This window comes from Streptococcus sp. 20925_1_22 (assembly GCF_041431685.1).
GTDB lineage: Bacteria > Bacillota > Bacilli > Lactobacillales > Streptococcaceae > Streptococcus.
On record NZ_JAPVYE010000004.1, the window covers coordinates 325,466 to 349,869 of the forward strand.

General features: G+C 44.6%; 24 protein-coding genes and 1 riboswitch. Of the genes, 23 read left to right on the forward strand and 1 reads right to left on the reverse strand.

Going from position 1 to position 24,404, the window contains the following annotated elements; translation table 11 throughout:
• Positions 1 to 61: 61 nt before the first annotated feature.
• The 6 genes from nikA to O3621_RS07615 all read left to right on the forward strand — a co-directional run bounded on the left by nikA (position 62) and on the right by O3621_RS07615 (position 5,603).
• The gene (gene nikA / locus O3621_RS07590; protein WP_268699214.1) at positions 62 to 1,669 is read left to right on the forward strand and encodes a nickel ABC transporter substrate-binding protein; all 1,608 of its coding nucleotides are present in this window, start codon (positions 62 to 64) and stop codon (positions 1,667 to 1,669) included.
• 90 nt (positions 1,670 to 1,759) lie between these two features.
• Positions 1,760 to 2,701, forward strand: a complete 942-nt coding sequence (locus tag O3621_RS07595; protein WP_223323143.1) for an ABC transporter permease — start codon at positions 1,760 to 1,762, stop codon at positions 2,699 to 2,701.
• The gene (locus O3621_RS07600) at positions 2,694 to 3,500 is read left to right on the forward strand and encodes an ABC transporter permease (RefSeq protein ID WP_371514027.1); all 807 of its coding nucleotides are present in this window, start codon (positions 2,694 to 2,696) and stop codon (positions 3,498 to 3,500) included. Before O3621_RS07595 ends, O3621_RS07600 begins: the two co-directional genes overlap by 8 nt.
• Positions 3,488 to 4,279, forward strand: coding sequence for an ABC transporter ATP-binding protein (locus tag O3621_RS07605; protein ID WP_126435869.1), 792 nt, complete (start codon positions 3,488 to 3,490; stop codon positions 4,277 to 4,279). Before O3621_RS07600 ends, O3621_RS07605 begins: the two co-directional genes overlap by 13 nt.
• Complete coding sequence (locus tag O3621_RS07610; protein ID WP_371514028.1) at positions 4,266 to 4,976, forward strand: ABC transporter ATP-binding protein; 711 nt, start codon at positions 4,266 to 4,268, stop codon at positions 4,974 to 4,976. Before O3621_RS07605 ends, O3621_RS07610 begins: the two co-directional genes overlap by 14 nt.
• A 51-nt stretch (positions 4,977 to 5,027) precedes the next feature.
• Complete coding sequence (locus O3621_RS07615; protein ID WP_002901082.1) at positions 5,028 to 5,603, forward strand: flavin reductase family protein; 576 nt, start codon at positions 5,028 to 5,030, stop codon at positions 5,601 to 5,603.
• A gap of 32 nt (positions 5,604 to 5,635) precedes the next feature.
• Here the strand turns inward: O3621_RS07615 and queG are convergent, their stop codons facing one another.
• Positions 5,636 to 6,778, reverse strand: a complete 1,143-nt coding sequence (queG, locus tag O3621_RS07620) for a tRNA epoxyqueuosine(34) reductase QueG (protein ID WP_371514029.1) — start codon at positions 6,776 to 6,778, stop codon at positions 5,636 to 5,638.
• Between the two features lie 186 nt (positions 6,779 to 6,964).
• Between queG and O3621_RS07625 the strand changes: the two genes are divergently transcribed.
• The 17 genes from O3621_RS07625 to O3621_RS07705 all read left to right on the forward strand — a co-directional run bounded on the left by O3621_RS07625 (position 6,965) and on the right by O3621_RS07705 (position 24,361).
• Positions 6,965 to 7,606 carry a lantibiotic ABC transporter permease gene (locus O3621_RS07625; protein WP_125331216.1) on the forward strand — a complete coding sequence of 214 codons (642 nt, stop codon included), beginning with the start codon at positions 6,965 to 6,967 and terminating at the stop codon, positions 7,604 to 7,606.
• A 308-nt stretch (positions 7,607 to 7,914) separates the two neighbouring features.
• Positions 7,915 to 9,231 carry a haloacid dehalogenase-like hydrolase gene (locus tag O3621_RS07630; protein ID WP_125331215.1) on the forward strand — a complete coding sequence of 439 codons (1,317 nt, stop codon included), beginning with the start codon at positions 7,915 to 7,917 and terminating at the stop codon, positions 9,229 to 9,231.
• 39 nt (positions 9,232 to 9,270) lie between these two features.
• Positions 9,271 to 9,705: a EutP/PduV family microcompartment system protein gene (locus O3621_RS07635; protein ID WP_125331261.1), complete on the forward strand. Its 435-nt coding sequence runs from the start codon at positions 9,271 to 9,273 to the stop codon at positions 9,703 to 9,705.
• Between the two features lie 63 nt (positions 9,706 to 9,768).
• Entirely contained in the window at positions 9,769 to 10,863 is a 1,095-nt protein-coding gene (cobD, locus tag O3621_RS07640; RefSeq protein ID WP_125331214.1) for a threonine-phosphate decarboxylase CobD, read from the forward strand.
• Positions 10,856 to 11,722, forward strand: a complete 867-nt coding sequence (locus O3621_RS07645; protein ID WP_125331213.1) for a kinase — start codon at positions 10,856 to 10,858, stop codon at positions 11,720 to 11,722. The genes cobD and O3621_RS07645 overlap by 8 nt, the downstream gene beginning before the upstream one ends.
• 1 nt (position 11,723) lies before the next feature.
• Positions 11,724 to 12,791 carry a nicotinate-nucleotide--dimethylbenzimidazole phosphoribosyltransferase gene (gene cobT, locus O3621_RS07650; protein WP_371514030.1) on the forward strand — a complete coding sequence of 356 codons (1,068 nt, stop codon included), beginning with the start codon at positions 11,724 to 11,726 and terminating at the stop codon, positions 12,789 to 12,791.
• A gap of 12 nt (positions 12,792 to 12,803) precedes the next feature.
• Positions 12,804 to 13,403 (forward strand): cob(I)yrinic acid a,c-diamide adenosyltransferase, encoded by a 600-nt coding sequence (locus tag O3621_RS07655; protein ID WP_002919548.1) that lies wholly within the window; start codon positions 12,804 to 12,806, stop codon positions 13,401 to 13,403.
• 260 nt (positions 13,404 to 13,663) lie between these two features.
• Positions 13,664 to 13,812: riboswitch (adenosylcobalamin (AdoCbl) riboswitch) on the reverse strand.
• 310 nt (positions 13,813 to 14,122) lie between these two features.
• Positions 14,123 to 15,265: a 1-propanol dehydrogenase PduQ gene (locus O3621_RS07660; protein WP_371514031.1), complete on the forward strand. Its 1,143-nt coding sequence runs from the start codon at positions 14,123 to 14,125 to the stop codon at positions 15,263 to 15,265.
• A gap of 96 nt (positions 15,266 to 15,361) precedes the next feature.
• Positions 15,362 to 15,706: a BMC domain-containing protein gene (locus O3621_RS07665; RefSeq protein WP_002898216.1), complete on the forward strand. Its 345-nt coding sequence runs from the start codon at positions 15,362 to 15,364 to the stop codon at positions 15,704 to 15,706.
• A gap of 24 nt (positions 15,707 to 15,730) precedes the next feature.
• Complete coding sequence (locus O3621_RS07670; RefSeq protein ID WP_002902510.1) at positions 15,731 to 16,306, forward strand: ANTAR domain-containing response regulator; 576 nt, start codon at positions 15,731 to 15,733, stop codon at positions 16,304 to 16,306.
• Positions 16,306 to 17,742, forward strand: coding sequence for a sensor histidine kinase (locus tag O3621_RS07675; RefSeq protein ID WP_371514032.1), 1,437 nt, complete (start codon positions 16,306 to 16,308; stop codon positions 17,740 to 17,742). The genes O3621_RS07670 and O3621_RS07675 overlap by 1 nt, the downstream gene beginning before the upstream one ends.
• 113 nt (positions 17,743 to 17,855) lie before the next feature.
• The gene (eutA, locus tag O3621_RS07680; protein ID WP_049544267.1) at positions 17,856 to 19,289 is read left to right on the forward strand and encodes an ethanolamine ammonia-lyase reactivating factor EutA; all 1,434 of its coding nucleotides are present in this window, start codon (positions 17,856 to 17,858) and stop codon (positions 19,287 to 19,289) included.
• Between the two features lie 31 nt (positions 19,290 to 19,320).
• Entirely contained in the window at positions 19,321 to 20,691 is a 1,371-nt protein-coding gene (locus tag O3621_RS07685; protein WP_002903902.1) for an ethanolamine ammonia-lyase subunit EutB, read from the forward strand.
• 16 nt (positions 20,692 to 20,707) lie between these two features.
• Entirely contained in the window at positions 20,708 to 21,628 is a 921-nt protein-coding gene (gene eutC, locus O3621_RS07690) for an ethanolamine ammonia-lyase subunit EutC (RefSeq protein ID WP_124764564.1), read from the forward strand.
• Positions 21,629 to 21,643: 15 nt separating this feature from the next.
• Complete coding sequence (gene eutL, locus O3621_RS07695) at positions 21,644 to 22,297, forward strand: ethanolamine utilization microcompartment protein EutL (RefSeq protein WP_009659835.1); 654 nt, start codon at positions 21,644 to 21,646, stop codon at positions 22,295 to 22,297.
• A 15-nt stretch (positions 22,298 to 22,312) separates the two neighbouring features.
• Positions 22,313 to 22,876, forward strand: a complete 564-nt coding sequence (locus O3621_RS07700; protein ID WP_371514033.1) for a BMC domain-containing protein — start codon at positions 22,313 to 22,315, stop codon at positions 22,874 to 22,876.
• Between the two features lie 6 nt (positions 22,877 to 22,882).
• Complete coding sequence (locus tag O3621_RS07705) at positions 22,883 to 24,361, forward strand: acetaldehyde dehydrogenase (acetylating) (RefSeq protein WP_004188091.1); 1,479 nt, start codon at positions 22,883 to 22,885, stop codon at positions 24,359 to 24,361.
• Positions 24,362 to 24,404 lie beyond the last annotated feature (43 nt).

Consider the following 24,404-nt stretch of genomic DNA (forward strand, 5'->3'; position numbering starts at 1 on the left):
CCCCTATCTCTTGGGACTGCAATCATAAAAAATATGAATACAAGAAAGTGATTCAATAAAAATGAGAAAAAAATTATTTTTATTAGTTGTCCTCTTGCTGCCTTTATTCTTGGCAGCCTGCCAGCAAAACTCAAACTCTTCTCAACAGGTCAATGAGAAAGACAAACTCACTATGGTTTGGGGCGAAGACTTTGGGGATGTCAATCCTCACCGCTACAATCCAGACCAATTTGTCATTCAGGATATGGTCTATGAAGGCCTAGTCCGCTACGGTGACAATGGGAAAATAGAGCCAGCCCTGGCTGAAAGCTGGGATATCAGCGAAGATGGTAAAACCTATACCTTCAAGCTGAGAAAGGCAAAGTTCTCAGACGACTCTGACTTTAATGCAGAAAATGTCAAACGGAATTTCGATACCGTCTTTTCAGAAGAAAATAAGAAAAACCATACTTGGTTTGACTTCACCAACCAGCTGGAAAGCTATCGAGTTGTAGATGAGCATACCTTTGAGATTAAGCTAAAACAAGCCTATAGTGCGACCCTCTATGATTTATCAATGATTCGTCCAATCCGCTTCATAGCTGATGCTGCCTTCCCTGACGGAGACGACACGACCAAGGACAACCTCAAAAAGCCAATCGGAACCGGTCAATGGGTTGTCAAAGACAAGAAGCAAAACGAGTACATCACCTTTACCCGTAACGAAAATTACTGGGGTGAAAAGCCTAAACTGAAAGAAGTAACAGTCAAGATTATTCCAGACCCACAAACCCGTGCTCTTGAGTTTGAGTCTGGCAATGTTGACTTAATCTATGGAAATGGTGTTATCGGTCTGGATAACTTTGCCAAGTATGCCAAGGATGACAAGTATACGACAGACGTATCTCAGCCAATGTCCAGCCGCCTCATGCTCTTGAATGCCAAGCAAGAAATCTTCAAAGACAAGACTGTCCGTCAGGCTATGAACCATGCGGTTGATAAGAAGTCTATTGCGAAAGACATTTTCCGCGGAACAGAAACACCAGCTGATACCATCTTCTCTAAGTCTACTCCGCACTCTGACGCCAATCTGACTCCCTATGACTACGACATCAAGCTGGCTGAAAAGATGCTGGATCAAGCAGGCTGGAAGAAAGGCTCTGACGGTATCCGTGAAAAAGATGGCAAGAAATTAAGCCTAAATGTTCCTTATATCTCTTCTAAGGCGACAGACAAGGACTTGGTTGAATACTTCCAAGGCGAATGGAAGAAAATCGGAATTGATGTTCAGCTCAAAGCGATGGAAGAAGATGACTACTGGGAAAATATTAAGACTGGCGACTTTGATTTGATGCTGACCTTCTCTTGGGGAGCACCTTGGGATCCGCATGCTTGGATGACTGCCCTGACTTCACCAGCTGACCATGGCCACCCAGAAAATGTTTCCCTAGAAGCTCTGCCATCTAAGTCAGAAATTGATAAAATTATCAAGGCAACTCTGGTCGAACCAGACGAGGCAAAAGTCGATGAAGGTTATAAGAAAGTCCTCACCATGCTCCACGATGAAGCTATCTATATTCCAATCACTTACCAGTCCGTTGTTTCCGTCTACCGCAAGGGAGAACTCGATGGCATGCGCTTTGCTCCAGAAGAAAATGCTTTCCCACTGCGCTATATTGAGAAAAAATAAAAGCTGGCTTCATAACTGCAAATTTTAATATAAAGGGAGTAGTGCTGCTAAGCGAAAAGCTTATCAGCCGCCCCTTTTCTTTTAAGGACTATGAAAAAAGATTTATTTAAAAAAATAGTTTCTTTCTTGGTCGCCCTGTTAATGATATCAGTATTGACCTTTCTCTTGGCCAAGCTATCCTCAGCTGATCAAGCAGAAAACTATTTAAGGGTATCTAAGATTCAAGTGACTCCTCAATCCTTGGAAAAGGCCAGAGATTATCTGGGCCTCAATCAACCTTGGCCCCAGCAGTATCTAGGTTGGCTGACTAAGGCTCTTCGTGGGGATTTTGGAACATCTTATCTATTAAAGGTTCCTGTCCTGCCCTTGGTGCTGGAGCGTTTCCAGTCGACCCTTTCTCTGGGTTTGACATCCTTTGCTCTCATTTTGCTTACGTCCATTCCTTTGGGGATTTTTAGTGCGGTCTACAAGGATTCTCTCTTTGATAAGGTCACTCGCTTTCTATCCTTTTCCAGCGTTTCCATGCCCAGCTTTTGGTTAGGCTACATGCTGATTGTGATTTTTGCTGTTCAGCTTAGATGGCTGCCAGTTTCGGGCAAGCAGGACCTTAGCAGCTTGATTCTTCCTAGTCTGACCCTTAGTATGTCATTGATTGGCCAATATACCGCTTTGATCCGCAAGGCTGTACTGGAGCAGATGAACAGTGTCCATGTCGAAAATGCCCTCCTGCGCGGAGTCAGCAAGTTCTTCCTGGTCAAGAATCATCTCTTGAGAAATTCCCTGCCAGCCATTGCGACAGGCCTGAGCCTGACCTTGGTCTATCTCTTGACAGGATCCTTGATTGTCGAAGAAGTCTTCTCATGGAATGGTGTCGGCTCCCTCTTTGTAGATGCGCTGCAGTCTGTGGACCTGCCCATTATCCAGTGCTGTATGCTTTTATTTGGCCTATTATTCTTGGGAAATAACATTCTAACCCAGCAGCTGCCGCTCTGGATAGACCCTAGAGTCAGAAAAAGGAGGAGCAATGTCTAAACGATTTATTTTTTCAAGTGTCATTTTGCTGTCCCTCTTCATCTGCGCTCTCTTTGCTCCCTATCTATCGAGTTTCGACCCCCAGCATGTGGAGATTTCAAAGAAACTAATGGCACCTGACGCTGTTCATCTGCTGGGAACCGATCAGCTGGGCAGAGATGTCTTGTCTCGTCTGCTGCACGGGGCTCGTTATTCTCTCTTTTTATCCTTGACTATTAGCCTGCTGGAAGTGGTCATCGGTGTCACAGTCGGCTTGCTGATTGGATGGTACCAGGGAAAGGCTGAAGCGACTTTCTTATGGTTTGCAAATGTTATTTCTGCATTTCCAAGCTTCCTGCTCTCGCTAGCTACCGTTGGGATACTAGGGCAGGGAATGACCAATATGATTTTAGCCATTGTCATCATAGAGTGGGTTTACTACGCTCGGGTGACGGCCAATCTGGTCAAGAGTGCCAAGGAGGAAGCCTATGTCATTTCTGCCCAGACCATGGGACTCTCCCAGTTCCATATCCTCAAAACCCATATCCTGCCCTTCATCTACAAGCCTATTTTGATTATTGTGCTGATGAATATTGGGAATATCATTCTCATGATTTCTGGTTTTTCCTTCTTGGGAATCGGTGTACAACCCAACATTACCGAGTGGGGCATGATGCTGCATGACGCTAGAAGCCATTTTCAAACGGCAACTTGGATGATGCTGGCGCCCGGCCTGGCTATCTTTCTGACGGTGGTTGCCTTTAATCTTTTTGCCGAATGCTTTGAAGAGAAAGGCTGGAAACAGATATGGAAAAAATAGCAGTAAAGAAACTGACAGCCCAGATTGAGCAAAAGACCATTCTGCAGGACATCAGCTTTGAAGTGGAGGCAGGGCAGTCGCTGCTCATTATCGGGGAGAGTGGTTCTGGTAAAACTCTCTTAACCAAGATATTGATTGGTCAGCTGCCTCCATCCTTGAGTATGCAAGGAGAAGTCCACTATGGTTCCATGGCTTTGGAGCGAAATTCTCTCAAAGCTTGGCAGAAGCTGCGAGGCAGTAAAGTAGCCTATATGACTCAAAATCCGATGGCTATGTTCAATCCCTTTCAGACCATTCAAAGCCATTTTTGGGAAACCCTGCGCAGTCATAGCAAGATTTCAAAAGAGGCCTGTATAGATAAGGCAATAGCTTCCATGAAAGAGGTGCGACTGGGAGAGCCGGAAGAACTGTTGAAGAAATATCCTTTTGAGCTCAGTGGCGGTATGCTGCAGCGGGTCATGTTGGCTATCTTGCTCTGCCTAGAGCCGGAGACCATCATTTTGGATGAGCCTACTTCGGCGCTGGATATCCACAATCGCGAGCAGATTATCCTCATCTTAAAGGAGCAGCTGGCTAAGGGAAAGACCCTCATCACAGTGACCCATGATTATCATTTGGCGCGAGAGCTAGGAGGCAAGATGCTTGTCATGTATCAGGGCGCTATCATGGAGGAAGGGCCAGTGGCCAAGCTCCTTGAGAGTCCTTCGCAGACCTATAGTCAAGACCTTATCTTAGGAAATCCATACGAACGGTTGGTGAGACAAGATGCTGGAATGTAGACATGTTTTTAAAAAATTCAATGGGAAAATGGTTGTCAAAGACTGTGATTTTACAGTTCAGAAGGGTGAAATTATCGGCCTGATGGGCGAGAGCGGCAGTGGCAAGAGCACGCTAGCTAAATTACTGATTGGCCTAGAAAAACCTAGCCAGGGTGAGATCCTGCTGGATGGCCAGCCCTACTCAGTCAAAAAGTCTGGCGTGAGAATTCTGCTGGTTTTTCAGGACTCGCTTCACTCAGTCAATCCGAACTTTACAGTCGAGCAGGTCTTGACAGAAGCGCTGCCAAAAGATGTCGCAAGGGAAGAGATAGAAGCTATTTTAGAAGACGTCGGTCTAGACAAAAGCTTTCTGAGTCAGCCGGCGCGCCAGCTCAGCGGTGGCCAGCTTCAACGGATTTGCATCGCCCGTGGCCTGCTCTTAAAGCCAGATATTCTTATCTTTGATGAGGCTCTGAGCGGCCTGGATCCCATTGTTCAGGGAAGGTTGTTACGCCTCCTATATGATTTGTGGGAGAAATACCAGCTGACCTATCTTTTCATCTCGCATGACTTCAAGCTGAGCTACGCTCTCTGCCATCGGATTTTGGTCATGGCAGACGGGGAAATCGTTGACGAGATAAAGGACTTTGAGCTTCCTATCCAGGCTCATCACCCTGTGACAAAAAAATTGATAGGGGATAAGGGACATTTCAGTTGATCATGCCCCAGCCAGCTAATCTATTTTAGAATTAAAAATAAAGGAACATATATGAAACGTACTTTTGAAACGAGAAAACTTTACTTCGGCTTTCCAGTCTTCTTTTTAGGCTATAAGGACGATGTGCACGGCTATAATATTTCGACTTCAAGCTCGGTTTATTCCTTGGGAAGTATGATGGTTATTGCCATGCGTACCAAGGGGAATGCCATTACAGAGATTACCAAGCACCAGCAATTCACAGTCAATGTCCCTGAGAAGGATTTGACTAAAGAGTCTGAAATTGCTGGTTTCAACAGCCGCAAGGACAAGTTTGCCCTGACCGGTCTTAGCTACACAATTGGCGAGACGGTGGATGCTCCGCTGGTAGACCAATGCCCTGTATCCATTGAGTGTCAGGTGCTGGATATGGTCGAATGCGGTGCATTGACCAATGTCATCGCCCGTGTCACTCGGCGCGTGGTGGATGAGGATTTGATTGATGAGAATGACGCTTTCCGCAGTGACCGCTTTTCTCCTATCAGCTACATGGGAGATGGCGATGGACGCCTTTACCGCTATTTCAGCGACGAGTCAGTCAAGATGGGCTCCATTATCAAAGAAATCCGCAAACAAGAAGAAAAATAAAGAAACCGCTGAGATTGAAGAATCTCGGCGGTTTAGTTTTCTATCATAAGTTTTTCTTTTAGGCCAAATTTCTCTAGGAAACGGCCTTGCTCTTCTTGGATTTGAGGGGTCGGATTTTTGACGTTCATGACCAGTTCTATCATTTCTGGATGGACCTCACGCACCAGCTGACTCAGAGCCCAGATAGCCGTAGTGACATGAATCGGATTTTGCCCCTTGTCGATAATTTCCAGCAGTTTGGGAATGGCAGAGCGATCGTTGGCATTTGCCAGAGCGATAATGGCATTGCGTTGAAGGATGTTTTTCCCCCGCCAGCTGCCGGCCACATGACCGAATTTCTCCTTAAACTGACCGTTGGAAAGCTCCAAGAAAGGTAGGAGCTCGGGATGAGAGAGCTCAGGGTCAATCTCTGTTGCGAGCGGATTGTCCAAGCCTTTATTGTAAGGACAGCAGATTTGGCAGATATCGCAGCCATAGATGACAGTCTTAATCTTCTTGCGAAATTCCAAATCCATGACGCCCTTGTCCTGAGTCTGAAAGGATAGACAGCGCTTGGCATTCATGCTGCCATCGCCAATCAGGCAGGAAGTAGGGCAGGCTGTCACACAGCGGTTGCAGTCTCCGCAGCCATAGTCGACAGGCTGATCAGGCTCGATGTCCAGATTGGTGATCAGCTCTCCTAAAAACATATAGGAGCCAAATTCCTTGGAGATGACCAAGCCGTTCTTGCCGATAAAGCCGATTCCTGCTCTTTGAGCTACAGCAGTATCGACCAAGGCACCCGTGTCCACCATGCCCTTGTATTCAAAGTCAGCGGTCAGCTCTTCGATTCCCTTGGCAAGCCGATCCAGCTTGTCCTGCAGGACATAGTGGTAGTCCAGTCCCCAGCTGTTGGGGGTGAATTTCCCCCGCTTGTAGGTCGTTTTCTGAGGTTGCTGCTTGAGCTTGTGGGGGTAGGCGACTGCGATAGAGATAATGGTCTTGGCCGAAGCCAGACTCAGCTTGGGCTTGATTCGCTCCTCGATGTTCTTATGCTCAAATCCTGAATTTCGTCCCTCTTCTACAGCCAAGCGTAGCGACTTCTCCAGATAGTCAAAATCATCCGCTGTCGTAAAGCCAATCTTAGAAATCCCAATTTCTTTTGCTAAGTTAATAATTTCTTCTTTGATGTTCATCCTTACTATTATAACGGAAAAATGCCAACTTGGCGAATGATTGAGAAAGGCCTCCCCTCTAAAGATATACCAATATTTTATAAGACTTCCTAATCCTATAGCCTATATGATATAATGAAATGTGGAATTTTTTATAGAAAGTTCCGCAAAGTTTAGGGAATTTTTTTAATAAATGGGAGTTATAATATGAAAAAGAGATATTATGAGTTTTTGAATGTCCTTATTACGGATGATAGTCCAATCAGAAATTTGGATTTTTATAAAGCCGGTTTGATTGAGTTATTTTTTATCTCACTGGTATTTATCGTTTCGATTTTCTTGCGTGGTGAGATCCATGATCGGAGCATGATGGTCATGCAGTTTACGATTGGGCATATCGCTATCTTGTTGCTAGCCTTCTTGTTATTCCAAAAGTTTTTTGATACCAAAGTGCTACAGATCATTCCGACCAGCTCTTACCTATTTCTTCATTTTGAATTGCTTTTTTGGGGCTCCATCTTTTTTGGTGAGAACTACTTAGCATTTTTTATGATTTTTATCATACTTAGCTTGTCTTATCAGCTGATCAATTTGCTCTATCAGATGGTAATCGTCTCAAAATTGAGATATTTTGAACAGAAACAAAAGATCAACATTTTGCAGATTCATGCTATCGTCCTGTGCTGCCTGTCAGCAGGAGTAGCAGTCATCACTCGCCTGTTTATGCTGTCAGGACTCTATATGATTATTGCCTTGGTAGGCTTGAGCATCGCATTGACGCCCTTGTATCTACTGGGCTATGCACAAGTTTTCACAGGCTGGAGAAATCAAGTGCCTGAAAAATGGTAGAATTGAAGGGGGATTGGTCTGTCTAGTCTTGAATACGTTTGGTTTCCTCTAACACGTTGATTGAGAAGATTAGAGTAAATGCATTTTAATCAGTAAGGTAGAGAAATAATTTTCTCTGCCTTTATTTTTTCACAAATCTGAAAGCGCTTCATTGACAAAGTCAATCAGATAGTTTATAATATAATAACAGTATAGAAAATGGCAAGGAAGCCTGATTTGATCGCAATGAAGCGAGTGTTTCAGAATCAAAGGGTTTTTTCTCTGCCATTTTTTTGCGCACTATTATTTTTTTATGGAGGATTGTTTCTATGCGGACAAAAGGAATTGTGCTGCTTTGTGGTTTGGCTTTGCTTCTGGGAGCCTGTCAAGCGGGGAATAATAAGACGACGACTGAGTCATCCTCGGCTAAGACGGAGACAACAGATAAGGACAAGGCTAAGACTTTGGATAAGGGCGTCTGGGAAGACAAGCTTTACGCTCGTCTGACTAAGCTTATCAAGGAGAATGGGAACACCAGCTCTACCTACGATAAAAATAAAAAACCTTATGCCGTCTTTGACTGGGACAATACGACAGTCATTAATGACATCGGCGAAGCAACCTTTACCTATCAGATTGAAAATCTGGCCTTTAAGATGACGCCAGAAGAATTTGACCAAGCAGTGCGGACCAATATACCGAGCGACGATTTTGTTGAGGATTACCATAACAAAGATGGTGAGCCAGTGAATATTGACAAGATTGCGGCTGACTTGCTTTCTGACTACACAGCTATTTACAATAGCTATAAGGGAATGAAAGGGGACAAGTCTCTGGAAGAAGTCAAAAAGACTGATGAATACCAAGACTTTGCTGCTAAACTCCGCTATCTTTACGAAGCGATTGGTGACACCTTCAGCTCAGACATCAGCTATCCATGGGTGACCTACCTCTATTCAGGTATGACTTCTGAAGAAGTTCAAGCCCTATCTGAAAAGTCTATTGACCAGGCTCTTCAAGACAAGCTGACTTCTGAAACCTGGGAAAGTCCTGAAGGCTTGAAAGGTGAATCAGGCCAAATCAGTGTAACCTTCAAGCGGGGTGTTCGCTCAGTCAAGGAAATGCAAAATCTCTACAAGACTCTGATGGCTAACGGCATTGATGTCTATATCTGTTCAGCGTCTTATATTGATGTGATTATCCCTTATGCTAGCAATTCTAAGTATGGCTACAATATTCCTAAAGAAAATGTCACTGCTATGCGCCTGAAAAAGGATGATAAGGGTGTGATTCAGCCGGAATACGATACCAACTATGCTCAGACTCAAGGTGAGGGCAAGACAGAAACCATCAAGAAGCTGATTGCTGTCAATCATGACAATCAAGAACCAATCCTGATTGCCGGCGATAGTAATGGCGACTATGCTATGCTCAAGGACTTCCCTAAACTGCAAATGGGTATCATCTTCAATCTTCTGAGAGATCCTAGCAAGGGAATCGGTCTTTTGCAAACCAAGGCAATTGAAACTTATGGCCAAGAAGATGCCCTTTACTATCTGCAAGGCCGCGATGAAAATAAAGGTGTACTGCTCAACGGCAGGGAAACTATCAAACTAGATAGTAAGGAAGCCCAGCTCAGTAAATAGCGGGCAGTCCCCTGTCATAGAGAGGAATGGATGCAAGATATGAAAAAAATCATGTTTGTCGGTCCGGTCGGAGTGGGTAAGACCACTCTGACTCAGCGACTAAAGGGTTTGGAGCTGACCTACTATAAGACTCAGGCGGTTGAGTTTCATGATACCATCATTGATACTCCTGGAGAATTTCTCCAGCATCGTAGGTATTATAATGCCTTGAACGTGACGGGTGCAGATGCCGATGTGATTGGTCTCCTGGTAGCAGCTTCCAATCAGATGCAGACCTTTCCTCAGGGCTTTTCCTCCCTTTTCAATCAAGAAGTGATTGGCATTGTCACCAAGATCGATATGGCTGATAAGGAAGAACAGATTGAAAAAGCACGGCGGCAGCTGAAAGCGGCTGGAGCCAAGGAAATTTTTGAAATATCAGCGACGGAAAACGAAGGAATCGACCGTCTCCAGGCCTATTTGGAGGCAGAATAGGGACGAGAAGGCGAATATGGTATACTAGATTCTAACAAGGAAACGAGGAAGGAATGTCTATTTATGAAAGTAGAGCACGGGGGAAATGCGGCAGCTTTGGCTGAGGAATTTGGTTTTTCTCTAGAAGACTGTCTGGATTTCAGTGCCAATATCAATCCTTTGGGGATTTCTCAAAAGCTGAGGGCTTGTCTGACCGAGTCCATTGATTGGCTGGTTCATTATCCAGACATCAGCTACAGCCACTCCAGAGAGCTTTTGGCACATCATCATGGCCTAGAAAAGGACAATGTCCTGCTGGCAAATGGTGCAGTAGAAGTCTTTTATGAGCTGGCCCGCTTCCTGCGTCCAAAAACAGTCCTGACTCTGAGCCCTACTTTCATGGAATATGAAAAAGCCTTTTCGCAAGTGCAGGCCAAGGTGGAGCGCTTTAGCCTCCCTTCCCCATCCTATGAGTGGAATCTAGCTGACATGATGCCGGCCTTGGATTCACTGACTGCAGGAGACGCTGTACTCATCTGCAATCCTAATAATCCGACGGGTAGCTTGATTCGGCGTACTGAGTTAGAAAAGCTAGCTGAGGACCTGCAGGAGCGGCAAATCTTTTTGATACTGGATGAGGCTTTTATGGACTTTCTGGACGATGAGGAGGACTATAGCTTCGTCTCACGTCTGGCCACCTATCCAAATGCAGTAGTGGTGCGGTCTCTGACCAAGTTTTATGCTATTCCTGGTCTGAGATTGGGCTATGCTCTTAGCTGTCATCCGACTTGCTTTGATGAGATAGAGAGGAGCCGAGCTCCTTGGTCGGTCAATGCTATGGCTGATCGCGCCCTGCCTGTCCTTTTGGAAGATCAGGCCTATCAGGAAGCTACCAAGCAGTGGCTTCGACTAGAAAGAGATTTCCTTTTTCAAGGGCTGACTGAATTTTCACAGATTCGACCGGTCAAGCCTAGTGTCAACTATATCTTCTTTGAGTATCTAGGTCGGCAGGACTTGCGTCAGGAGCTTCGGCAGAGAAAGATTTTTATCCGTTCCTGTCAAAATTATCATGATCTGACAGACCGGCATTACCGCATAGCCATCCGCAGCCATCAGGAGAATGAACAGCTTTTGGCTTGTCTGACAGAGGTCTTGGCGAAAGAGGCTCCTTATGACTAAGGTAATCGTGTCCTGTCCAGGTTCCTGCGGTGAATTATTTCAAGGTTTAGTAGGAGAGCAGGAGGTCCTGCTCTCCTATGGGATTGAGAAGCGCAGTCGAGTGAGATTGGACGGGGCTTCGTCTCTCGCAAGGCAAGCCCAAGGTGAAAAGGTAAGGCGAGCTCTGGAGCTCCTGCCTGAGTCCAATGATTTCTCTTTTGTTCAGGAGTCAGACCTGCCTATCAGCAAGGGTTATTCTAGCAGCACAGCTGATATGATTAGCTGCCTGCAGGCAGCTGCTCTGGGACAAAAGCAGCCTCTAAAGGCGGCAGATTTGACGCGTCTCTGTGCCAAGATTGAGCCTACTGACTCGGTGGCTTTTGCGGACTGGACGGTCATTAATCCCCTGACTGGTCAAGTTGTCTGGCAGACAGACTGGCGACCGGAGCTCTATGTTTATATCTTGGAGCCTGTGGAGATGGTGACAACTCTTGACTTGGTTCGGATGAAGGACAGTCCTAGCTATCCGGCTGCGGAATCTCAAGACTTGCTTCCTCTCTTTCAGGAGGCTTGTCAGGAGAAAAGCTTGGAACAAATTGGCCATTTAGCGAGCTATAGTGCTTTGTTGAACAACCAACGGCTACCCAAGCCCTATCTGAAAGAATTACTGAATTTGGTAAAAGAACACCAGTGTTTAGGCCTCAATGTTGCACATAGTGGTACATTGGTTGGTTTGTTGCTGAGCAGGGAACAGCTAGAAGTCTTGCCTAAGCTAGAGGCTGAACTAGCTCGCTCAGCCAGTGGGGCTTATTATCAGACTCGGACTTTGAGCAGGATTATTTTTGAAGGGGTGCAGCCGGTCAGGGAGGAGATAGACTAGTTTGAAAGACTTAGAAAAAATTATTGAGCAGATTCTTCCGATAGATAAAGACAAGCTTCAAGAAGGCCAGTGCTATTGTGATCAGCTAGGAAAGCCGCCGGGCTCCTTGGGAAAGCTTGAGACCATCTATGCTCGCTTGTATGCCATGTTTTCTGGTCCCATTGATTTGGATAAGAAGATTGTTCTCGTCTATGTGGCAGATAATGGCATTGTGGCTGAAGGCGTTTCTGCCAACCCTCAAGAAACTACTTATACTGTTGCTCGCAATATTCTAGCAGGGAAATCAGGCTTGTGTGCTATTTCCAAACATGCAGGTTCAGACATCTGTCTGGTAGATATTGGCTGCAAGAAGGATATCTTTGAGGAAAATAAGGACAAGGTCTGTCATGGGACGCGTAATATGCTTGTGGATCCAGCCATGACTCGCGAGAAGGCCATAGCGGCAATTCTAGTCGGCTACAAGAAGACAGAGGCCTTGATTAAAGACGGCTATCGTCTCTTTGGAACAGGAGAAATGGGGATTGGCAACACCACCACCTCAGCTGCTGTTATTGCTGCAGTTCTCGGTCTTAAAGCAGAAGACGTCACAGGCTATGGAGCTGGTCTGACTCAGGATATGAAGGCTCATAAAACGGCTGTTATCCAGCAGTGTTTGGATTGCCACGCTCCTTATGGAGATATTCTGGATCTGACCGCTAAGCTTGGTGGGCTGGATATGCTGGCTATGGCAGGCACTCATCTTGCCTGTGCCCGCTATCAGCTGCCATGTGTAGTGGATGGCCTTATCTCTCTGACGGGGCTTCTGATTGCCCATCAGCTGACTCCTCATGTCTTGGACTATACCTTTGCTTCCCATGCTTCGACGGAGCCTGCTTACAGACTGGTCAGTGACTTTCTAGGACTGGAGCCTATGCTTTTGCTGGATATGCGGCTAGGTGAAGGCTCGGGCTGTCCTTTGGCTTTCTTTCTGCTGGAAAATGCTGTTTACACCATGGAGCACATGCCAACCTTTGCAGAAGGCAGCTTGAAAGAAGAAGATTATGTTGATATTCGCAAAAATGTGACTTAAAGGAGGAAAAATATGCAACTCTATACAAAAACAGGTGACAAGGGCTTGACCAAGCTAGTTGGCGGTCAAAGTGTCGCCAAGGATGCAGAACGGGTTAATGCTTACGGAACTATTGATGAGCTGAACTCTTGGATTGGTTATACTATTACCAAGCTGAACAAGGATGATAAGCTGAGAGATGAGCTACTCCAGCTGCAGCATTATCTCTTTGACTGTGGTTCAGACCTCTCTACTCCTAAGGGAGTTTACCCTTATAAGGTCGATCAGCAGCTGATTGACTGGATTGAGGAGAGGATTGATACCTACGCAGAAATTCCACCAGCTTTGGAAAGGTTTATCCTGCCGGGCGGTGACGAGATTGCTTCCATGATTCATGTGGCTCGGACCATTGCAAGACGGGCAGAGCGTCATATCGTAGGGGCTATGTGGACTACAGAAATTAACAATAATGTCCTGATTTTTGTCAACCGTCTATCAGATTACTTCTTTGCCTTGGCTCGAGTAATCAACTTTACTAAAAATCAAGAAGACATCGCCTATGAAAGAGGTGCTAAGGTCTTCCACAATATCACCAAGGCAGATGTTGAGCGTTGGGCAAGCAAACGCCAGTGACAAAAAGAAACAGAAAAAGTTCTGTCTTTCCAAATTGACTTTACCAAGTCTTGGAAGGACAGAACTTATTTTGATTTTCTAAAAAAAGAAAGCCGCCTATACATCATTGTATCTTTATGCTAAGCTTCGTTGATTAGCACTAGCTTTCCAATTATTGACTCTGCTCCTTTGCAGAAAGACAAGTGAAACCTCATCTTTAGAAAATTAACGTACTTAAACGTAGAGTCAATAATGGAAACTAAGCTAAAATGTTTGTTCCAAACTGACATCACTACCTTACATCGAGGCATGAAATCTACTAAAATTTAAGAATAAAGACCTGACTTAAAGCTGAAAAGCTTATCACAGTGGCGGGACCGCGCTGGATTTGCACCAGACTTCCATATCCTTAAAAGTACTAAAATCAATTTCCTAGTAACTAGATTGTAACACCTTTCACAGGGAATTACAAGGAAAATGAACTAAATTTTAATAAAAATTTAATTCTTCAAATAAGCTTGGCTTTGTAAGGGGATGCGGCACTAAAAACTTCTTATATTAATGACTTTTTTATTGCCATGAAAGCGCTTTTGTGTTATAATTCAATATAGTACAAAGGGGTACTGAAGATAAATAAGCAATGAAGCTATATGAAAATGCTGTGACATGTGTAGGGGAGCAGTCTTATTTTCATATAGTTTCTTTTTGTTTAAAAACAGATACAACAGAAAGGAGAAAAGATGTATAAGATTTCCTATAAGACTGAATTGCATGTGGGCAAGGGCGCTCTGCAGCAATTAAGCCATTATAAAAACGAGCATATTTTAGTCGTTGCCGATCCTTTTTTGAAGACATCTGGCACGCTGGATGCTATTTTAGCCAACTTTGATGACAGCAATGACATTGTTGTTTTCACAGATATTGTGCCTGATCCGCCAATCGAAACGGTTGTAGCTGGTATCAAGAGTGCAGGAGACAGACCAATCAGCATTGTGCTTTCCATTGGTGGCGGCTCTGCTATTGATGCTTCCAAGGCTATGTATTATTTTGCCAAGAAGCAAGGTGCCTTCTCAGAGGCTATTCTAATTGCCATTCCGACGACAAGCGGAACTGGATCTGAAGTAACGTCCTTTTCTGTCATCACGGATGCAGAGAGAGGTACCAAATATCCTTTAGTGACCAAAGAAATCCTTCCGGATGTAGCTATCTTAGATGCGGATTTGGTTCTGTCACTTCCTGGTAACATAACGGCTGACACTGGAATGGATGTACTGACCCATGCCATTGAAGCTTATGTATCGACCAAGGCTACGGACTTCTCTGATGCCTTGGCTGAAAAGGCAATCAAGCTAGTCTTTGAATACCTACCTAAAGCCTACAAAAATGGTCAGGATGTAGAAGCGCGTGAAAAGATGCATGCAGCATCCACTCTGGCAGGTATGGCCTTTAACACAGCTTCCTTGGGGATCAATCACAGTCTGGCACATGCGGCAGGAGCTAAGTTCCATGTACCTCATGGTCGTTTAAATAGTATTTTAATGCCCCATGTCATTCAGTATAATGCTGGTATCGAATTCAACAATCGGAACCGGCAGGCGACAGACAAGACTGTAGCGAGCCGCTATCAGGATATTGCCAAACTACTGGGATATAGTGCTTCAAGCCCTGTGTCAGGAGTAAGACAGCTGGTTGAAGCCATCAAGAAATTGCAAAGAAAACTAGAGATGCCAACTTCTCTAAGAGAATATGGTGTGAAAGCAGATGCTTTTGCTCAGTACAAGGTAGAAATTTCAGAAGCTGCTCTACATGATGGCTGTACTCCGACTAACCCTCGCGTCCCTACGGCAGAAGAACTGCTTAAAGTATTAGAGAAAGCGTTTTAATCCTCTGAATTGCTGTTATGCCAAAATTATTGTATAATAATTAAGAGCATGCAGTACACTTCTGAACGTTTAAAATCATGAAGAAGGTTTACTAAATTGGAAGAAAAACAAAGAATGATACAGGAATACGTTCCTGGGAAACAAGTGACCCTGGCGCACCTTATCGCAAATCCTGATGAAGTCATTTTTGAAAAATTGGGATTGCAGGCAGAAATCAAGGATGCGATTGGAATCTTGACGATCACTCCGAGTGAAGCGGCTATCATTGCGGTTGATATTGCGACCAAGGCTGCGGATGTTCAAGTTGGTTTTGTGGATCGTTTCAGCGGCTCTGTCGTGATGACAGGTGACGTTTCTTCTGTTGAGGCAGCTCTCATTGCCGTTTTACAAGGTCTGGAAGAGATTTTGGGCTTCTCCAGCACTGTCGTAACGCGGACATAAAAAATCAAACTGTCGAGGGGAAGTATGAAGGGCAGAATACTAATTGTTGATGATGATCCAATTGTAAGATTAGATATCCGAAATATATTAGAAGCAGCTGATTATGAAGTGGTGGCTGAGGCATCCGATGGCTTTGAGGCTATTGATTTGTGTCAGAAATATCGTTGTGACTTGGTCATGATGGACATCAAGCTTCCGCTTCTGGATGGCCTGACAGCGGGTAAGAAGATACTCGAAGACGCTTTAGCCTACAGTGTGATTCTACTGTCAGCCTACAGTGATGAACACTATGTTCAAAAAGCTAAAACCAATGGGATTAGTGCTTACTTGGTTAAACCTTTGGATGCCAAGTCCTTGATTCCAATGGTAGAGGTCTGCATTGAGAAGGGCCGCCAGCTTCAGCAGATGTCCAATGAAATGGTCAAGCTGTCGAAAAAGATAGACGATCGGATTGTGATTGAAAAGGCCAAAGGCTTGCTGATGGCTCGTGATCATTTGTCAGAGCCTGAAGCTTTCAAACGCATTCGGACAATTAGTATGCAAAAGAGAGTGCCAATGATTGAGATTGCTAAATTGCTGGTGCTCCAAGATGATGTGTAATGATGTATAAAGATAAGATAAAGCAGCTTTGTCAGGAACAGACAAATTTGGATGAGGCTGATATCGAGCATCTTGTCCAACAGGCTGACGAATTATTGAAAAACTCAGCTTATGCCAATGAAGATGTCTTCATTGACGTAAAGAATATCTTTTCGGAACATGCCATTGTTATCTTTCACAAAAAACCGGAAAGCAAGCTCAGCTTGTACGAAAACTCGGTCGTAGGTGCTATGGCTTACCTGGAAAATGAGCCAGGTGTTATCCGGACCCTGGAGACGGGCGCTCCTTCGATTGGGCTTTCGGCCAGATCGCAGGAGGGCTTAGCCATCCATCAGACGGTCTTTCCGATTTTGAGAGAAGAGCGCGTCATTGGAACGCTGATTATCGAAAGAAATGCTCCTCAGACTTTACCGGACCACTTTTCTTTAGATAAAGAGAACGACGGTTTTGAGTTACGGAGCACTCCTGAGATTTCAGCTCAAGAGCAGTTTGTTTTATTTGATCATATTGACGAAGCTTGTCTGGTCTTTGACCAGCAGGGTTATCTCAAGTATTTCAATCAAGCAGCTGCCGACTCTTATCGTCATAAGCTGGGCTATATGGACTCGATTGAGGGAATGCACTACAGCAATTTAGTCTTAGACAGTCTGACTTTTGAAGAAATCCAGCAACTGGGACCGCAAGCCCCTCAAGAAAAACCTCACCAAGTTGAGGTACATTATGGCACTTATTGCTTTTTGGTCAAACGCTATTTGCTGGCTGAGAGTGAAAATGTGGTCATGATCTGTAAGGATATTACAGACATCAAGGAAAAGGAAGCGCAGCTCTTAACCCATACAACTACCATTCGTGAAATGAACCATCGGGTAAAGAATCACTTGCAAACCGTTGTTTCCTTGCTGCGACTACAGGCTCAGCAAAGTCCAGGAGCAGATACCAAAAAAGCTCTTAATGACAGTATGAATCGTGTGCTCTCTATAGCAGCGACCCACGAGCTCCTGTCTTCTCAGCAGGATGACAGCATTCAGATTGAGCATCTGCTGAAAAAAGTTATCGAAAATGTTCAGCGTTGTTTTTTCGGGCATAGGGAAATAACCCTGACCTACAGCCTGGAACCGGAACTCAGCCTCGATAGCAGCCGGGCCACTTCACTAGCGCTAATCGTCAATGAATTACTACAGAACAGCTATGAACATGCTTTTAAGGACAAAAAAAATCCAGAAAAACCGCAAATCCGTTTGCAGGTTGGACTTAAAAATGATATAATAACTTTAAAAGTACTGGATAATGGTAGCGGTTACAATAAAGAGCATTCCTTTGAGAATCATCTGGGTCTACTCTTGGTGGAGCGCTTTGTCCAAGGAAAATTGTTTGGAACCTTGTCTATCCACTCAGACCATGAGGGAACGGCAACGACCATTCGTTTTAAAAAATAAATACTACCAGGCTAACAATGATGTCAGTCGAAAAAAGCAATGACGCTTGAAGAATGTAAATGAACTCTGTTTGTTTGCATTGCTTTGAGCGTCTTTTTTTGGAGGTTTTTAGTATGTCAGATAAAATTTTGAGTGTGGGGCTCGATATCGGGACAGCCACTACACAGCTGATCTTGTCAGAGCTTACCATCGAGAATATTGCTTCTGTGTTTACTATTCCTCGTGTCTATATTACAGATAAAAAAGTTCTTTATAAAAGTGAAATTATCTTCACACCAATTTCGGATCAACTTTTGATCGAGGTAGATAAGATCAAAAACTTTGTTCTGAATGAGTATGCGAAAGCAGGCATTCAGAAAAAAGATATTCAGATGGGAGCAGTCATCATTACTGGTGAGACAGCTCGCAAGGAAAATGCCAGTCAGGTGCTTCAAGCACTGAGTGGCTACGCTGGGGACTTTGTCGTTGCGACGGCTGGGCCAGACCTTGAGAGTATCATCGCTGGTAAAGGGGCCTGCAGCCATCAGTATTCTCAAGAGCATCATACATCAGTCGTCAATATTGATATTGGTGGGGGGACTTCCAATCTGGCGGTCTTCCGAGAAGGAGATGTGATTGATACAGGGTGTTTTGATATCGGAGGTCGGCTGATAAAGATGGATCCGCAGACCCAGCGGATTAGCTATATTGCTCCAAAACTGCAGACTATCATTGCAGAGCAGGGGCTTCAGCTGGCAGTTGGTGAAACAGTCCATCGGGCTGATTTGGATCGACTGATTCAAGAAATGGTCTCCGTATTAGAACAGTCTGTAGGAATTGACAATCACAGTCCTTACTATGAGCTCCTACAGACCAACCACGGTCTCAAGTTGAACTATGATCTCCACTGCGTATCTTTCTCTGGTGGTGTGGCTGATGGAATATACTTGGAAACGACCTCGGCGGATGATTTCCGCTATGGGGATATCGGTATACTGCTTGGCAGGGCACTGAGCAAATCCAAGATTTTTGATCAAAAGAAAGTCATCCAGTCAGCTGAGACCATCCGGGCAACCGTTGTTGGAGCGGGCAGCCATACGACCGATGTCAGCGGCAGTACCATTACCTACATCTCTGATATCCTCCCTATTAAGAACATTCCAGTTCTCAAACTGGCCGCTTCTGATGAGCATGAGGACAAGGAGGGGCTGCAGCAGATTATCAAGGACAAGGTGGCCTGGTTCACACTGGAAAATGAAGTCCAGCAGGTGGCTTTGGCAATCAATGGAGAAAAAAGCCCAAGCTTCGCCCGGGTTTTGGAATACGCAGAGGCTATTGTCAAGGGAATGAGCGAAAGCATTGAAAAGAAAATTCCGTTGCTAGTGGTTGTCAGAGAAGATATGGCCAAGGTTCTAGGTCAATGTCTCTTTGCTCAGTTGCCTAAGGATTATCCATTTGTCTGCATTGACTCAGTGGATGTTCAAAATGGCGACTATATCGATATTGGTAATCCAGTCATTGAAGGCTCGGTCTTACCGATTGTCGTGAAAACATTGGTGTTTAATTAAACTTTTATTAACACAAAGGAGGAAGTAATCCATGATTTTGAAAACAAAATTGTTTGGTCGGCTTTACGAATTTAAATCCGTAAAAGAAGTGCTGGCCAAAGCCAATGAGTACAAATCCGGAGATCAACTAGCCGGAGTAGCAGCAGAATCTGCTGAAGAGCGTGTCGCTGCTAAGGTTGTACTAGCTCAGCTAAAACTGTCTGATTTGTTCAATAATCCGGTAGTGCCTTATGAAGAAGATGAGGTAACACGGATTATCATCGACGATGTCAATCTTCGTACTTACGAAAAGATTAAGAACTGGACAGTAGAAGAACTGCGTGAATGGATCTTGGATAACAAGACTAAGAACGTGGACATTCAGTGGCTGTCTCGTGGGTTGACTTCTGAAATGGTAGCAGCGGTTGCTAAGTTGATGACCAACTTGGACTTGATTGTAGCTGCCAATAAGATTGTCATTACCAAACATGCCAATACAACGATTGGTATGCCGGGAACCTTCTCTTCTCGTCTTCAACCAAACCATACCACAGATGATCCAGACGGTATCATGGCTTCTACTATGGAAGGTTTTGCTTATGGATGTGGGGATGCTCTCTTGGGGTTGAACCCAGTGGATGACTCAGTAGAAAGTACCAAACGGGTCTTGCATAAGTTTAACGACTTCATCGAAGAGTACAAGATTCCAACTCAGCACTGTGTGCTAGCTCACGTTACTACTCAGATTGAAGCCATGAATCAAGGTGCTCCGACAGGTTTGGTCTTCCAATCTATCGCTGGATCTGAAAAAGGAAATGAAGCCTTTGGTTTTGATGCTAAAATCATTCAGGAAGCTTGGGATACAGCTCTGAAAGTGGGAACAGCTGCTGGACCGAATGTCATGTACTTTGAAACAGGTCAAGGTTCTGAACTTTCATCTGATGCTCACCATGGAGCAGACCAAGTGACTATGGAAGCGCGTTGTTATGGTTTTGCTAAACGCTTCGATCCATTCTTGGTAAATACCGTTGTTGGATTCATCGGACCTGAGTATCTTTACGATTCTAAGCAGGTTATCCGCGCTGGTTTGGAAGACCACTTCATGGGCAAACTGACTGGTATCTCAATGGGTTGTGATATCTGTTACACTAACCACATGAAAGCTGACCAAAACGACGCTGAAAATCTCTTGGTTCTTCTCGGAGCAGCTAATGTTAACTACATCATGGCGATTCCTCATGGTGACGATATCATGCTTAACTATCAAACAACTGGTTACCATGAAACAGCAACCATGCGTTCACTTCTCAATAAACGTCCGATCAAGGAATTTGAAGAGTGGATGGAAAAAATGGGCTTGATGGAAGATGGTCACCTGACAGAAATCGGCGGAGACGGCTCCATCTTTATGAAATCAAATTAGCAAGGAGGAAATCATTGTGGATGAATTGCAATTAAAAGAAATGATTCGCTCATTGTTAAATGAGATGGGCGGCGACTCAGCTGTTAAAGAAACAGCAGCGACTGACCAGAACAAAGCTGAAAAACCTGCGGTTTCTCTTCAGGAAGAAGTCAAACAAGACACTTCAGTGATTGAAGATGGCATTATTCCGGATATAACAGAAGTAGATATTCAGGAACAGTTCTTGGTGCCTAATGCCATCAATGAAGAAGCCTACCGGAAGATTAAGAAATTTACTCCGGCACGTCTGGGATTATGGCGGGCAGGTGATCGCTACAAGACACAAAGTGTTTTGCGTTTCCGCGCAGACCATGCGGCAGCTCAGGATGCGGTCTTCTCCTATGTCTCAGATGACTTTATCAAGGAAATGGGCTTCATCCCTGTACAGACTAAGGCAGCTACTAAGGACGAGTACTTGACACGTCCAGATTTTGGCCGGGTCTTCCCAGAAGATCAGCAGGCGATTATCAAGGAAAAATGCAAACCTAACGCTAAAGTTCAGATTGTCGTTGGTGATGGTCTTAGCTCATCGGCTATCGAGGCTAACGTCAAAGACTTCCTGCCAGCTCTGAAGCAAGGTCTGAAAATGTTCGGACTGGACTTTGGTGAAGTACTCTTTATCAAGCATGCTCGGGTTGCAGCTATGGACCAAATCGCAGAGCTGACTGGTGCAGAAGTTATCTGTATGCTGGTTGGTGAGCGTCCAGGTCTGGTAACAGCTGAGTCTATGAGTGCTTATCTGGCTTACAAGCCAACAGTTGGTATGCCAGAAGCGAAACGGACTGTTGTTTCCAATATTCATAAAGGCGGAACACCAGCCGTTGAAGCTGGAGCCTATGTAGCAGAAATCATTAAGAAGATTCTTGATAATAAGAAATCAGGAATTGATTTGAAATAATAGGAGGTAGTGGCTTTGAAAAATGATCGATTAGGTGCAAATGTATTAAGTGCCCTTCTGATTTCAAACGTGGATGCAGGTTTGGCAGCTTCTTTGGAGCTTAAACCACATCACAGAAGCCTGGGAATTATCACTTCTGACTGTGATGATGTCACTTATGTAGCCTTGGATGAAGCTACCAAGGCTGCAGATGTCGAAGTAGTCTATGCTCGCAGTATGTATGCTGGTGCAGGAAACGCTTCAACTAAGCTGGCTGGTGAAGTCATCGGTATCTTGGCTGGTCCAAACCCAGAAGAAGTTCGCAGCGGTCTGGATGTAGCAGTCTATGAAATCGAAAATGGGGCTAGCTTCTACAGTGCCAATGATGATGACAGCATTCCTTATTTTGCTCATTGTATCTCTCGTGCGGGCTCTTACCTGTCAGAGGGTGCTAATGCAGAAGAAGGAACAGCAATTGCTTACTTGATTGCTCCACCGGGTGAAGCTATGGTGGCACTGGATGCGGCTTTGAAAGCGGCAGATGTGCAAGTTGGTGCCTTCTATGGACCACCGAGTGAAACCAACTTTGCCGGCGGACTTCTAGTCGGATCACAGTCAGCATGCCGAGCTGCCTGCGACGCATTTGCGAATGCAGTCATCGCAGTAGCAAATGATCCTAAAAGTTATTGATTAGGAGTTGATTAAATGGCAGATAGAGCACTAGGTTTAATTGAAGTAAAAGGTTATCTAGGTGCTGTAGTTGCGGCAGATGCGGCTTTGAAGGCTGCCAATGTATCATTGCTTAATATTGAAACGGTCAAAGCTGGTTTGAACACGGTTCAATTGATAGGCGATGTCAGTGCAGTCCGCTCAGCGGTTGATGCGGCAGTTGAGTTGGTACAGGATAAACCTTACTATCTGGCCAGCCATGTAATTTCTAGGTTGGATAACCAGACAGACCTTCTCTTTGTACCAAAGAGAAACAGTAAAACAGCTAAAAAAGAGATTGCTTCTACGGCGGAAACAATCCTTTCAGAAAAAATCGAAGAAAAGCCTCAGCCTGTAAAGGAAACTAAGGCTGAACCAGTAGAGAAGCTTGAAGGAGAGACAAGGACCTACACCAGAGAAGAACTGGAAAAACTAAAAGTCGTCGAACTACGCAGCCTTGCCTATCATCAAGAAGGTATCCGTCTCAGCAAGAAAGAAATCAAATTTGCCAACAAGAAACTTCTCGTTGAGACTTTGATGGAAACAATAGGAGAGGAGTAATTGCGGATGTTTTTAGAAGATAAAGATTTGGTATCGATTCAGGAAGTAAGGAATTTGATTCGGGATGCAAAGAAAGCCCAACAAGAACTTGCTAAAATGAGCCAAGAGCAAATTGATACCATTGTAAAAGTAGTAGCGAAAGCTTGTTATGATGAGCGTGAACGCCTAGCGAAAATGGCAGCTCAAGAAACTGGTTTTGGCCGCTGGGAAGACAAGGTGTTGAAAAATGCTCTGGCTTCCAAAGGTATTCTTGAAGAAATCAAGGATATGAAAACTGTTGGGGTTCTTCGCGAAGACAAGGAAAAGAAAGTCTTGGAAGTTGGAGTTCCAGTCGGTGTCATCGCTGGCTTGATTCCATCAACCAATCCGACATCAACAGTTATGTATAAGGCTTTGATAGCTTTGAAGGCAGGAAACAGTATCGTCTTCTCTCCTCATCCAAATGCTCTTAAGAGTATTGAGGAAACGGTGGAAATCATCAAGAAAGCTGCTAAATCAGCTGGCTGTCCGGATGGAGCTATCAGTGCGATTCATCGGGTATCCATCGCAGCTACAAATGAGTTGATGCGACACAAGGATACAAATCTCATTTTGGCGACTGGTGGAAATGCCATGGTCAAAGCAGCTTACTCATCTGGTACACCAGCAATCGGTGTAGGTCCTGGTAATGGTCCAGCCTTCATCGAAAGAACAGCAGATGTGCCAAAAGCAGTTCGTCAGATTTTGGATTCTAAAACCTTTGACAATGGTGTGATTTGTGCATCTGAGCAGTCTATCATCGTCGAAGAAGATATGAAGGAAAAGGTTGTAGCAGAGTTCAAGAAACAAGGTGCTTACTTTGTTCCAGCAGAAGATGCTAAGAAACTAGGCTCCTTCATTATCCAGCCGAGTGGTGCGATGAATCCGAAAATGGTTGGTAAAACACCTCAAGTGATTGCTGAGTTAGCTGGTATTTCAGTTCCAGCTGATGCTCGGGTCTTGATTGCAGAAGAAACAGGCGTCGGCAAGCAGTATCCATATTCTATGGAAAAACTGGCTCCAGTCTTAGGTTTCTACACTGTCAAGGACTGGTTGGAAGCTTGTGAGCTGAGTATTAAGATCTTGCATCATGAAGGTGCAGGCCACACTCTTGCTATCCACAGTCAAAACGAAGAAATTATTCGTGAATTTGCACTGAAAAAACCAGTATCTCGTCTGCTGATCAATACACCAGCAGCTCTGGGTGGTGTCGGTGCAACGACTGGTCTCTTCCCAGCCTTTACTTTGGGTTGTGGAGCTGTGGGTGGCAGCGCGACATCTGATAATGTCAGCCCGCTCAATCTCTTCAATATCCGTCGTGTAGCTTACGGTACATCAGAACTGTCAGACCTGCGACAAGCAGAAAATATGGCAGTGGAAGAACCAAAAGCTGTGGCAGTTGACGGATCAAACGAAGAAGAACTGGTAACCTTGTTGGTTCAACGCGTATTGGAAAAACTAAAATAGTCAATATTAAACATTATAATTGGAGGATACAATCATGGCAATC